10 protein-coding genes are annotated in these 12,240 nt (G+C 65.5%); 9 read left to right on the forward strand and 1 reads right to left on the reverse strand.

Translation table 11 applies throughout. The annotated features are described in order from the left end of the window. The 8 genes from rlmN to QZY06_RS11960 form a co-directional block, all read left to right on the forward strand. Positions 1-948, forward strand: a 948-nt coding sequence (gene rlmN, locus QZY06_RS11925; RefSeq protein WP_295684530.1) for a 23S rRNA (adenine(2503)-C(2))-methyltransferase RlmN, incomplete at its 5' end; no start/stop codon positions are given. Then, positions 945-1,721, forward strand: a complete 777-nt coding sequence (gene pilW / locus QZY06_RS11930; RefSeq protein ID WP_295684533.1) for a type IV pilus biogenesis/stability protein PilW — start codon at positions 945-947, stop codon at positions 1,719-1,721. The genes rlmN and pilW, both read left to right, overlap by 4 nt. Then, positions 1,718-2,692, forward strand: coding sequence for a RodZ domain-containing protein (locus QZY06_RS11935; RefSeq protein ID WP_295684536.1), 975 nt, complete (start codon positions 1,718-1,720; stop codon positions 2,690-2,692). The genes pilW and QZY06_RS11935 overlap by 4 nt, the downstream gene beginning before the upstream one ends. Positions 2,693-2,763: 71 nt before the next feature. After that, positions 2,764-4,032, forward strand: coding sequence for a histidine--tRNA ligase (gene hisS, locus QZY06_RS11940; RefSeq protein WP_295684539.1), 1,269 nt, complete (start codon positions 2,764-2,766; stop codon positions 4,030-4,032). Positions 4,033-4,136: 104 nt separating this feature from the next. Continuing rightward, on the forward strand, positions 4,137-4,799 hold the full coding sequence (locus tag QZY06_RS11945; protein ID WP_295684542.1) for a tetratricopeptide repeat protein: 663 nt from the start codon (positions 4,137-4,139) through the stop codon (positions 4,797-4,799). Then, positions 4,796-5,956 carry an outer membrane protein assembly factor BamB gene (bamB, locus tag QZY06_RS11950; protein WP_295684544.1) on the forward strand — a complete coding sequence of 387 codons (1,161 nt, stop codon included), beginning with the start codon at positions 4,796-4,798 and terminating at the stop codon, positions 5,954-5,956. Before QZY06_RS11945 ends, bamB begins: the two co-directional genes overlap by 4 nt. Before the next feature lie 183 nt (positions 5,957-6,139). Further along, complete coding sequence (gene der, locus QZY06_RS11955) at positions 6,140-7,618, forward strand: ribosome biogenesis GTPase Der (protein WP_295684547.1); 1,479 nt, start codon at positions 6,140-6,142, stop codon at positions 7,616-7,618. A 142-nt stretch (positions 7,619-7,760) separates the two neighbouring features. Then, positions 7,761-8,954 carry an MFS transporter gene (locus QZY06_RS11960; protein WP_295684551.1) on the forward strand — a complete coding sequence of 398 codons (1,194 nt, stop codon included), beginning with the start codon at positions 7,761-7,763 and terminating at the stop codon, positions 8,952-8,954. A 94-nt stretch (positions 8,955-9,048) separates the two neighbouring features. Here the strand turns inward: QZY06_RS11960 and QZY06_RS11965 are convergent, their stop codons facing one another. Beyond that, positions 9,049-10,224 carry an acyl-CoA dehydrogenase family protein gene (locus tag QZY06_RS11965; protein ID WP_295684554.1) on the reverse strand — a complete coding sequence of 392 codons (1,176 nt, stop codon included), beginning with the start codon at positions 10,222-10,224 and terminating at the stop codon, positions 9,049-9,051. 158 nt (positions 10,225-10,382) lie between these two features. Here QZY06_RS11965 and QZY06_RS11970 point away from each other — a divergent pair, with 158 nt between their 5' ends. Beyond that, complete coding sequence (locus QZY06_RS11970; protein WP_295684557.1) at positions 10,383-12,188, forward strand: acyl-CoA dehydrogenase; 1,806 nt, start codon at positions 10,383-10,385, stop codon at positions 12,186-12,188. The last annotated feature ends 52 nt before the right edge of the window (positions 12,189-12,240 follow it).

Genomic DNA, 12,240 nt, shown 5'->3' on the forward strand with positions numbered 1-12,240 from the left:
CGCCTGGCCGCGCATTTCGTCATTCGTCCGCCCGAGCTGGTCACCGAGCAGGTCTCGGTCGACGGTACCCGCAAATGGGTGCTGAAGCTCGAACAGGCCGAAGGCAAGCCGGTGACGATGATCGAAACCGTCTACATCCCGGAAGCCAATCGAGGCACGTTGTGCATTTCCTCGCAGGCGGGTTGCGCGATGGATTGCTCGTTCTGTTCGACCGCCCAAGGCGGCTTCTCGCGGAACATGAGCACGGCCGAGATCGTTGCCCAGGTCTGGTTCGCTGGCAAGACACTCGGCGGCGATTTCCAGAACGAGCGCGTCATTTCCAATGTCGTGTTCATGGGCATGGGCGAGCCGCTCGCCAACTACAACAACGTGCTGCCGGCGATCCGGATTCTGCTCGACGACTTCGGCTTCGGTTTGTCGAAGCGCCGGGTCACAGTGTCGACTTCCGGTCTGGTGCCGTTCATCGATCGCCTCGGTGGTGATGTCGATACCGCACTGGCGATCTCGCTGCACGCGGCCAACGACAAGCTGCGCGACCAGCTGGTGCCGATCAACAAGAAGTACCCGATCGCCGAATTGATGGAGGCCTGCAAGCGTTACCTCGCAGGCAAGGATCGCAAGTCGCACATCATCTACGAGTACGTGATGCTCGACGGCGTCAACGACCAGCCCGAGCACGCCCGCGAACTCGCCAAGCTGCTCAACGGCCAGGGTCAGGCGGCGAAGGTCAATCTGATTCCGTTCAACCCGTTTCCGGAAGCGCGCTACAAGCGCTCGACGCCGGAAGCGATCACTCGGTTTTCCGAGATTCTTCGCGCCAAGGGCCTGCTGACGATGACGCGTCGCACCCGCGGCGATGACATTGACGCAGCCTGTGGCCAGTTGGTGGGGAAGGTTCAGAGCAAGCAGAAGAAGCGGCTTGGCGACATCCCGGTGCGCGTGCAATGAGTTTTGCTGCGCGCGGTCTGCTGCTCGTTTTGATCACCATGGCGATCAGCGGCTGCGTCACCGAAACCACTGGCAACCTGAGGCCGCAGTCGCCACCGGATCTGATCGAAGCGGCGCGCATCAACACCCAGCTGGGCAGCGACTACGCTCGCCAGGGCCGCTACGACGTGGCCGAGGAAAAGCTGCGCAAGGCGGTCGAGCAGAACGAACGCTACGCCCCGGCGCACACCGCGCTTGCCTATGTGCTGACCCAGACCGGCAACCGCGTCGACGCCGAGCGCGAGTACCGCCGTTCGCTGGCGCTGGCGCCGAATGACGCCGGCACGCACAACAATTTCGGCGTGTTCCTGTGCGGCCAGGGCAAGTACGCCGAGGCCGATCGCGCGTTCAAGGTGGCGCTGGCGGATCGCAATTATCAGACGCCCGAAGCGGCCTGGACCAATGCCGGCGTTTGCCAGATGAAGGCCGGCAATCTGCCGGTGGCCGAGAACGATTTTCGCCAGGCGCTGAAGATCAATCCGGATTTTGCCGATGCGCTGGCGCAGATTTCGCTGCTGACTTTCCGCCGCAACGATTGGCTGCGCACCCGCGCTTTCATTCAGCGCTATGAGAAAGTGGGCGTCCGGACGCCGGAAATCCTGCTGATCGCCGCCTTCACCGAACGCAAGCTCGGCGACAAGGTGGCGGCCCGTCGTTACGAGCAGACCTTGCTGCGCGAGTTCCCAGAATCCGACCAGGCTGTGCAACTACAGAAGAATCTGCCTGCACCATGACTTCCGATCCGATCATCCCGACCCTGCGCGTGGCTACCGAAACCGACGCTGCAAAGCCTGACTCGAATTCCGCTGCCCCGAGCGCCGCCGGCGGCCCCGGCCGGATGATTCGCACGGCCCGCGAACGTGCCGCGATGAGCATCGAGGAACTGGCGGTGCAGACGCGCCTCGCCAAGCCGACCCTCGAAGCGCTGGAAAGCGATGATTTCTCGACCCTGCACGAAGCGGTCTACGTGCGCGGCTACTACCGCAAGTGCGCCAAGGTGCTGAAGCTGCCGGAAGCCGAGCTGATCGGCGCCTACGACAAGCTGCTGGGGCCGAAGGCGCCGCCGCTGCCGACCAAGCTGCTGCTCGGCAGCGGCGGTTCGACGATGGGTTCGATGAGCCGCCGCGGCGGTGGCCCGAGCCTGCCGCTGGTGCTCGCCATCGCGGTGGCGATCGGCGCCGGCATCTGGTTCCTGGTCCACGAGTCACCGAGCCTGGCGCCGACGATCGAACCAACCGCGCCGCCGCCAGCTGCCGTCGTCGAGCCGGCTCCGGCGCCGACTTCATCGCTCGATGCCCAGCCGGGTGTTCCCGCCAGCGAATTCGCGACGCCGACGCCAGGCGAAGCGCCAGTTTCAGGCGCAGCCGTGACCGGCACCGAGCCGGCTGCCGCTGCTGCAGCCAGCCCGGCGGAACCCGTCGTCACCGGCTCAGGCGCGCTGGTGCTCAACTTCAGCGCCACCTCCTGGGTGAGAGTGGATGATGCCGACGGCCGCCTGCTGCTCTCCGGCAACCAGCGGGCCGGCGATCATCAGGTGCTGCGCGGACGCCTGCCGTATGCGCTGTTCATCGGCTATGTGCCGGGCGTGACGGTGGAATTCGACGGCAAGCCCTTCGACCTCAAGCCGCACATGCGCGACAACTCGACGGCCCGCATCAGCTTGCCGTTTGTCGAGCCGGCAGCTGCGCCCGCCGCAACGCCCTGAGTTCAGTCGTTGCCCCTCCTGTTCCCGTTCCGGCTTAGCGCCGCAGCCTTGCCGGTTTCCAGAATTCAGCGATGAAGATCCAGTCCGTACGCGGCATGAATGATGTTCTGCCGGCCGATTCGTCGGCCTGGCAGCACGTCCATGCCGTTGCTGCCCAGGTGTTCGCCGCCTACGGCTATGGCGAGCTGCGCCTGCCGGTGGTCGAGCGCACCGAGCTGTTCAAGCGCGCCGTCGGCGAAGTGACCGATGTCGTCGAGAAAGAGATGTATTCGTTCGAGGATCGCGGCGGCGAGCGCCTGAGCCTGCGTCCCGAGCTGACCGCTGGCGTGATCCGCGCCGGCATCGAGCACGGCATCCTGTTCAACCAGCAGCAGCGCATCTGGTGCACCGGCCCGGTGTTCCGCTACGAGCGTCCGCAGGCTGGCCGCTATCGGCAGTTCCATCAGCTCGATGTCGAAGCCTTCGGCATCGCCACGCCGGATACCGATGTCGAGATCATCGCCATCGCCGCGCAGCTCTGGAAGCGCCTCGGCATGAGCGGCTTCCAGCTGCAGATCAATACCCTTGGCACCCTGCCATCGCGGGCGGCACATCGCGCGGCCCTGATCGACTATCTGCTGCAGCACGAAGCCGCGCTCGATGAAGACGCCAGGCGCCGCCTGCATACCAATCCGCTGCGGGTGCTTGATTCCAAGGTGCCGGCGACCCAGGCGATCGTCGAAGGCGCGCCGTCGCTGCTCGATTACCTGGACGAGGCCTCGATCGCCCACTTCGATGCCGTCAAGGCCGGGCTGGAAGCGCTGGGTATCGCCTACGTCATCAATCCGCGGCTGGTCAGAGGCCTCGACTACTACACACACACGGTGTTCGAGTGGGTCACCGACCAGCTCGGCGCCCAGGGCACGGTCTGCGCCGGCGGCCGCTACGACGGTCTGGTCGAGCAGCTGGGCGGCCCGAAGACCACCGGCGTCGGTTTCGGCCTCGGCATCGAGCGGCTGATCCTGCTGATGGCCGTGCAGCAGGTGCCGGTGGTGTCGAACCAGCCGCAGGTGTACCTCTGCCGCTTCGGTGCCGAAGCCGAGCGTGTGGCGCTGCAATGGTCGGAAACACTGCGCGATCAGCTGCCCGGTTTGCGCCTGGTATTGAACGCGGGCGGCGGCAGTCTCAAGTCCCAGCTCAAGCGCGCCGATGGCTGCGGCGCACGGCTGGCGCTGATCATTGGCGACGACGAAGCGGCTGCCGGCGCCGTTCAAGTAAAATCGCTGCGCGGGGAGGGCGAAGCCTTCACCTGTTCCCTAACCGAACTGGCTGCGGAACTCTCGCGCCGGCTCGCGCTCTGAAGCCGCGAGCCTCTCCTCAACACACATTTTTCTCACCTGATTGGAAGCGGTTCGAAGCCGATTCAAATCTGGCCCTGACGCGACGCTGACCCGAGACTGCAACGATGAGCACCCATTACGACGACGAAGCCCAAGTCGAAGACCTGCGCCGCTGGTGGAAGGACAACTGGTTGCCGCTGGCCGTCGGTCTGGGCCTCGGTCTCGCTGCGATCTTCGGCTGGGAGTACTACCGCACCCAGAAGAATCAGACGCGCGCCGAAGCTTCGCAGCTGTTCGAGGAACTGAAGACGGCGGTCAGCGGCAAGAAGTACGACGAAGCGGTGAAGATGGCCGATCGTCTGGCCAGTGATTTCGAATCCACGCCGTACGCGGCGGCCGGTGCGATGAAGCTGGCCCAGGCGGCCGTCGACGACAACAAGCTCGACGACGCACGCATCCGTCTCGAATGGGCCTATGCCCACGCCGATGACGAAGCGCTGAAGCCGCTGATCCATCTGCGTCTGGCCCGTGTGCTCTGGCAGCAGGGCAAGGCGCCGGACGCACTGAAGCTGCTTGACGCGGGTGCGGACAGCTACGCCGTGCTGTTCGACGAACTGCGCGGTGACATCAAGCTTGCCGAAGGCGATCGCGCAGCTGCGCTCGCCGCCTACACCAAGGCCTTGGGTGGACTCGGCGGCGAGACCGCCGGCACGCCGAACGCACCGATCGCCGAATCGCTGCAGCACAAGATCGATGATCTGGCCGATGTCGCGGCGGTGAAATCGTGAAGCCAGTGTTGCGTAATGGTCTGGGCCTGTTGCTGATCGCCGCGCTGGCCGCGACCACCGCCTGTTCGTCGAAGCCGAAGCTGCGCGAGCCGACCAAGCTGGTCGAGGTCAAGCCGGAAATCAAGGTTCAGCAGCTCTGGTCGCGCTCGGCCGGCAACGGCAGCGGCGGCTTCTATTCCGGCCTGCGTCTGGACCTGGAATCCGATGCGCTGTACGCCGCCGCGATCAACGGCGGTGTGTTCGCGATCGATCCGAAGACCGGCGCCACCATCTGGCAGAGCAAGACCAAGTCGCGAGTGATTTCCGGCCCGACGGTCGCTGCCGATCTGGTCTATGTCGGCACGCTCGACGGTGACGTGATCGCGCTGAAGCGCGCCGATGGCAAGGAAGCCTGGCGTCATCGCCTGCTCAGCGAAGTGGTCGCCGCCCCGGTGGCGAGCGGCGACATCGTCGTCGTGCGCAGCGTCGATGGCCGTCAGTTCGGCTTGTCGGTCGCCGATGGCAGCCGGGTCTGGAACTTCGATCGTGCGGAGCCGAATCTGACGCTGCGCGGGCTGTCGAAGCCGCTGATTCTCGGTAACCGCGTCTACATCGGTCTGGACAGCGGCAAGCTGGTGGCGCTGAACCTCGCCGACGGCGTGCCGGCCTGGGAACAGAATCTGTCGGTGCCGACCGGCCGCTCCGAGCTGGAACGCCTGACCGACGTCGACGCCGATCTGCTTGCTGCCGACAACGGCATCTACGCGGTCAGCTACGGCAACGACATCGCGCTGATCGACCCGGTGGCCGGCGAAAGCCGCTGGCGCCGCAGCATCAAGAGCTACACCGGCATGAGCACCGACGAGTCCCATCTGTATGTCACCGACAACGATGGCTTGCTGTGGTCGCTCGATGCCGATACCGGTGCCGTCAACTGGAAGCAGGAGACGCTGAAATTCCGTCGCCTGTCGCCGCCCGCCGTGATCGGCAAGTACATCGTCGCCGGCGACTACAAGGGCTACCTGCACTGGTTCGAATCGGGTGATGGCCACGAGGTCATGCGGGGCAATCTGGGCGGCGATGCGGTGATTGCCGCGCCGGTCAGCGATGGCGAGCGTCTTTACGTGCTCAACGTCTCTGGCGATATCGCCGCCTACCAGATCGCGCCGGCGAAGTAGGCCGCTCACAAGTGGCGAGGCCGAGCCGGGAATTCCGGTTGGGCTGAAGCCGGGTTCGATGCCTATTGCATCGGGCCGCAGTCCACGCCCCGGTAGCGTCAGCGCTCCGGGGCTTTTGTCGTCATGGCGTCGCCCGCGTAGGCTGGCCGCCGGTACCTCGTTTTTTCTGGTGGTAAGTGAATCATGAGCAGCATCCCCGAAGTGCCCCCCGTCGCCTCCCCCGAAGCCGTCGCGCCTGATGCGGCCGAGCCCCAAAAGCAGCCGGGCATGCTGCCGGTCATCGCCCTCGTCGGCCGTCCGAATGTCGGCAAGTCGACGTTGTTCAACCGCTTCACCAATAGTCGCGATGCGCTGGTCGCCGATTACGCCGGCCTGACTCGCGATCGCCAGTACGGCCAGGGCACGTTCGAGCGCAAGCGCTTCATCGTCGTCGATACCGGTGGCCTGATGCCGGAATCCGCCGATGCGCTGGCCCTGCTCGCCGAGCAGCAGGCGCGGATTGCCATCGAGGACGCCGACACCGTGCTGTTCCTGGTCGATGCCAAGGCCGGCCTGATGGCCTCGGATATCGAGATCGCCAACGTGCTGCGCAAGCTCGGCAAGCCGGTACGGCTGCTGGCCAACAAGTCGGAAGGCATGACCAAGATGCTGGTCGCCGACTTCTACAAGCTGGGTCTGGGCGAACCGACGGTGATCTCCGCCGAGTTCGGTGACGGCATCGGCGGCCTGCTCCGCGATCTGCTGGCCAATACGCCGGCGAACACCGAGGAGCCGGAGTGGGACGACGGCACCATCCGCGTGGCAATCGTCGGCCGTCCGAACGCCGGCAAGTCGACCCTGGTCAATCGCCTGATCGGCGAAGACCGCGTGCTGTCGTCCGAACAGCCGGGCACCACGCGTGATTCGATCAGCGTGCCGTTCGAGTGGGGCGGCCGCAAGTTCGAGTTGATCGATACCGCCGGTGTCCGCCGCAAGTCGCGGGTCACCGAAGTGATCGAAAAGTTTTCGATCGTCAAGACCTTGCAGGCCATCGACCGCGCCCATGTGGTGATCTCGATGGTCGACGCCCAGGACGAGATCGGCACTCACGATGCGCGGATCATGGGCCTGGTCGCCCATCACGGCCGGGCGATGGTGCTGGCGGTCAACAAGTGGGACGGCCTGGACATGGACAAGCGCAAGTGGGTGCGCGACATGGTCGATTTCAAGCTGCCGTTTCTCGACTACGTGCCGGTCGATTTCGTCTCGGCGCTGCACGGCTCGGGCTTGCGCGAACTGATGGAACACGTGGTCGCCGGCTATGAAGCGACGACCCGCGAAATGGCCACGCCGGAACTGAACCGGGTGCTGATCGCCGCCGTTGAAAAGCACGCGCCGCACGCCATCCTCGGCCGCCGCATCAAGCTCCGCTACTGCCACCAGAGCGGCCGCAATCCGCCGGCGATCATGATTCACGGCAACCAGACCGACAAACTCAAGGACAGCTACGTCAGCTACCTGGCGAACACCTTCCGCGAGGCCTTCAAGCTGCAGGGCGTGCCACTGAAACTCGAGTTCAAGACCGGCGACAACCCGTTCAAGAACAAGAAGAGCGACCTGTCGCCGGCGATGCAGATGAAAGCCAAGCGTCTGGCGGCGCAGTCGGCAAGAACCAAGAAGTAGGCCCTGACCCGGCAACAGGAATGAAGCCTGTCTTCGTCATTCCCGCGAAGGCGGGAATCCAGTCTAAATGCTCGCGCACTGCTGGATGCGAAGAACTGGATTCCCGCCTGCGCGGGAATGACGGTCGCTGCGGCGGTGCGCAGTGAACCGTCGCCGCATCGCCGTAACCCTCGCGGGCATCGCGGCCTTCATCAATCTTTACGCGCCGCAGTCGCTGCTGCCGCTGCTGCGCGACTGGATTGGCAATGACGCTGCACGCGCTGGCCTGATCGTTTCGGCGGGCACCTTCGGCGTTGCCATCGCCGCGCCGTTCGCCGGGCTGCTGGCCGATCGTTTCGGGCGTCGCCGGGTGATCGTCATCGCGGCCTTCCTCGCGGTCGTCCCCGGCCTGTTCGCCGGTCTGGCGCCGACGCCGGAATCGCTGATGCTGATCCGTCTGATCCAGGGCCTGTGCCTGCCGGGCATCTTCGCCGTGACCGTCGCCTACATCGCCGAGGAATGGCCGGCGGCGGAGGCGAGGGCGGTGACGGCGGTCTATGTCGCCGGCACCATCGGAGGCGGTTTCTGCGGCCGGCTGCTGTCCGGCGTGGTGGCCGAGTTCGCCGGCTGGCGCTGGGCCTTTGCGTCGCTGGCGCTACTGCAGTTGGCGCTCGCGCTGCTGATTCGCATCTGGTTGCCGCCGGGTCGTGATATTCCCAGGCTGCGTGGCACGCCGCGCACGCCGCTGCTGCCCTTGCTGCTGCGCCCGGGCTTGCGCGGTGCGTATGCGACCGGCTTCCTGATGCTGTTCGCGCTGGTCGGCGGCTTCACCTACATGACCCTGCATCTGTCGCAGGCGCCGTACTCGCTGGGTCCGGCGGCGCTGTCGACGATCTTCGTCGTCTATCTCGCCGGCATCGTCGTCACGCCGTACTCGGGCCGGCTGCTGAACGCCTATGGTCACGCCAAGGTGCTGGTAATGGCCTGGACCTTCGGCGCGACCGGGCTGCTGCTGACCCTGTTCCCGTCGCTGCCGGTGATCGGCATCGGCCTGTGTCTGTTCTCGCTCGGCCTGTTCATCGCCCAGACCACGACCACCAGCTTCGTCAGCGAAGCGGCCGGGCGCGAGCGCGGCCCGGCAGTCGGCCTGTACGTGACCTGCTACTACCTCGGCGGCAGCGCTGGCGGCGTGATCCCGGCCGTGGTCTGGCACTGGGCCGGCTGGCCCGGCGTGGTCGGGTTGATGTGCTGCGCCGGCGGCATCGCGGTGCTGATCGGCTGGCGCAGCTTCCGCTTTCCGAAGGACGAGCCGCATCCGGTCAAGGATGCGGTGCCGGAGGTTGGGGGCGAGGCTTGAGGTTTGTGTCGTGGTAGGTCGACACGTGGCCGCCGCGACGCGCTGCTGACGAGTGCGGCGTCGGCCAAGGGCCGACCTGCAGGTGAGCCTGGGCTCAGCGGCCGACCAGGCTGCGCGCAATCACTTCCTTCATGATCTCGCTGGTGCCGCCGTAGATGCGCTGGATGCGCGCGTCGGCCCAGTAGCGGCTGATCGGGTATTCGGTCATGTAGCCGTAGCCGCCGAACAGTTGCAGGCAGGCGTCGGTGACTCGGCCTTCCATCTCGGTGGTCGACAGCTTGACCATCGCGGCGGTCGACACGTCGAGCTTGCCGAGTGCGTATTGCGCGCTGCATTTTTCGACGAAGGCGCGGTGCACTTCGACATCGGTCTTGCACTTCGCGAGTTCGAAACGGGTGTTCTGGAAGCTGGCGATCGAGTTGCCGAAGGCCTTGCGTTCCATCGTGTACTTGATGGTCTTTTCCAGTGCGCCCTGCGCGTGGCCGACGGCGGTGACGGCGAGGGCCAGGCGCTCGCGCGGCAGCTCGTCGACCAGGTGACCGAAGCCGCCGCCGACCCGGCCCAGCACTTCATCGGCCGAGATCTTCACGTTGTCGAAGAACAGTTCGCTGGTGTCGGCCGAGTGCAGGCCGATCTTGTCGAGATTGCGGCCGCGCTTGAAGCCGGGCAGGGACGTGTCGAAGGTGAACAGCGTGGTGCCCTTGGCGCCCGACTTCGGATCGGTCTTGGTCGCCAGCACCACGACGCCGGCGTGCTGGCCATTGGTGATGAAGGTCTTCGAGCCATTGATGACGTAGCCGCCTTCGCCATCCGGCAGCGCGCTGGTCTTGATGCCCTGCAGATCGGAGCCGGCGCCGGGCTCGGACATGCCGATGGCGCCGATGCACTCGCCGCTGGCCATCTTCGGCAGGTACTTCTGGCGCTGGAATTCGGTGCCGAGATGGAGGATGTAGGGTGCCGCGATATCGGAATGCACCGACAGGTTCGAGGCCAGCGCCAGGAAGCCCATGCGCGCGGCTTCTTCGAGCACCACCATCGAGAACTCGAATGGCGCGCCGGCACCGCCGTACTGCTCCGGCATGTCGACGCAGAGCAGGCCGTTGGCGCCCATGTCCGTGTACAGCGAGGCCGGGAACTTGCCGTCCTTCTCCCATTGCTCGTAATGCGGCTCGACGTTTTCCGCGAAGAAGCGGATGACGTTGTCGCGGAACAGTTCGAGTTCGGCGGCGTCGACGGCAGGCACGGTGGCAGCGGACAAGGGAGCGTTCATCAGAGGTTTCCGAGAGTACAAGTGTTGACGCAAAGAATAGCCCTGCGCTGCCTCAAAAGCAGCAGCGGAGCAGCCCGCGCGGCTTGCCATCTCTTGCTGCGTCGAGCCGGCTGACATAGCGTCCGCTCGAGCCGATCCTGGCCCCGGAAGCCGATGCCATGTCCCCGCTGATCAATCGCCGCGATCTGTCGTTCCTGCTCTACGAACTGCTCGATGTCGAAGCGCTGTGCGCGCGCAGCCGCTACGCGATGCACGACCGCGAAAGCTTCGAAGCGGTGATCGACGCCGCGCATCGCCTGGCCGTGGAGCAGTTCCTGCCGCATGCCGCCAAGGCCGATGCTCACGAGCCGAGCTTCGATGGCCAGACGGTGACTCTGATTCCCGAGGTCAAGGCGGCGCTCGCGGCTTATGTCGACGGCGGCTTTCTCAGCGCGTCTTTCGATGCCGAACTCGGCGGGCTGCAGCTGCCGTACACGATTGCTTCCGCAGTCAACGGCCTGTTCGTCGGCGCCAACTGCGGCACCGCCGCCTATCCGTTCCTGACCACGGCAGCGGCCAATCTGCTGCGCGTGCATGGCTCGCCGGAACAGAAAAGCCGCTACCTGCAGCCGATGCTGGCCGGTCGCTACTTCGGCACCATGTGCCTGTCCGAGCCGCAGGCCGGCTCCTCGCTGGCCGACATCCGCACCCGTGCAACACCGGAAGCGGACGGCCGCTATCGCATCAGCGGCAACAAGATGTGGATCAGCGGCGGCGAGCACGAACTGGCCGACAACATCGTCCATCTGCTACTGGCGCGGATCGACGGCGCGCCGGCCGGCACCAAGGGCATTTCGCTGTTCATCGTGCCGAAATACCGGCTCGATGCCAGCGGCAACCCCGGCCCGCGCAACGGCGTTCACCTGGCCGGCCTGAACCACAAGATGGGTTATCGCGGCACCACGAACTGCGCACTGAACTTTGGCGACGTCGCTGGCGAGCCTTGCTACGGCGAACTGGTCGGCCGCGCCAACGAAGGTCTGGCCTGCATGTTCCACATGATGAACGAGGCCCGCATTGGCGTCGGTCTGGGCGCGACCATGCTCGGCTACGCCGGTTATCGCTATTCGCTGGACTACGCGAAGACCCGACTGCAGGGGCGGCTGGCCATGAATCGCGATCCGGCGTCGAAGCCGGTGGCGATCATCGAGCACAGTGACGTGCGGCGAATGCTGTTGGCGCAGAAGGCTTACGTCGAAGGCGGCCTGGCGCTCGGGCTGTACTGCGCGAGCCTGGTCGACGAACAGGCCACGGCCGAGACCGCCGAAGCGCGTGCCGACGCCGGGCTGCTGCTCGACATCCTGACGCCGGTCGCCAAGGCCTGGCCGTCGGAGTGGTGTCTGGAAGCGAACAAGCTGGCGATCCAGGTGCTCGGCGGCTACGGCTACACGCGCGACTATCCGGTCGAACGCCTGTATCGCGACAACCGCCTGAATCCGATCCACGAAGGCACCAACGGCATCCAGGCGCTCGATCTGCTTGGTCGCAAAGCGCTGATGAGCAATGGGGCAGCGCTCAAGCTGCTGCTATCGCGCATCGCGGCGACGGCGCAGGCTGCTGGCGAGATCACGGCTCTAGTCGAGCATTCCCGGGCGCTGTCCGCTGCTGTGAGCCGCATAGCCAGCACCACCCAGCGGCTTGCTGCCGTCGCCCAGCGTGGCGAAACGGACTTGTTTCTCGCCAACGCCTGCAGCTATCTGGACCTGGTCGGCCATACGGTCATTGCCTGGCTGTGGCTGCGTCAGGCTTGCGTCGCCCAGCCTGCGTTGGCCTCGGCTTCAGCGGCTGATGCGGCTTTCTACACGGGCAAACTGCAGACCTGCCGCTGGTTCTTCCGCCACGAACTGCCGAAGACCCTGGCGCAGGCGGCGCTGCTCGACAGCCTCGACGACACCGTGCTGAAGATGGACTTGGCAGGGTTCTAGCGATTGAAGATCAAGAAAATGTAACTGTTTGCTGGCGCCACTCCGGCGGACA

The organism is uncultured Nevskia sp. (assembly GCF_903885465.1).
In the GTDB taxonomy this organism is placed as follows: domain Bacteria; phylum Pseudomonadota; class Gammaproteobacteria; order Nevskiales; family Nevskiaceae; genus Nevskia.

Excerpts from the sequence above, each read along its gene's own strand:
- QZY06_RS11965 (WP_295684554.1), bottom strand. The coding sequence starts at position 10,224 with ATGAACGCTCCCTTGTCCGCTGCCACCGTGCCTGCCGTCGACGCCGCC.
- QZY06_RS11970 (WP_295684557.1), top strand. The coding sequence starts at position 10,383 with ATGTCCCCGCTGATCAATCGCCGCGATCTGTCGTTCCTGCTCTACGAA.
- der (WP_295684547.1), top strand. The coding sequence starts at position 6,140 with ATGAGCAGCATCCCCGAAGTGCCCCCCGTCGCCTCCCCCGAAGCCGTC.
- QZY06_RS11945 (WP_295684542.1), top strand. The coding sequence starts at position 4,137 with ATGAGCACCCATTACGACGACGAAGCCCAAGTCGAAGACCTGCGCCGC.
- pilW (WP_295684533.1), top strand. The coding sequence starts at position 945 with ATGAGTTTTGCTGCGCGCGGTCTGCTGCTCGTTTTGATCACCATGGCG.
- QZY06_RS11935 (WP_295684536.1), top strand. The coding sequence starts at position 1,718 with ATGACTTCCGATCCGATCATCCCGACCCTGCGCGTGGCTACCGAAACC.
- hisS (WP_295684539.1), top strand. The coding sequence starts at position 2,764 with ATGAAGATCCAGTCCGTACGCGGCATGAATGATGTTCTGCCGGCCGAT.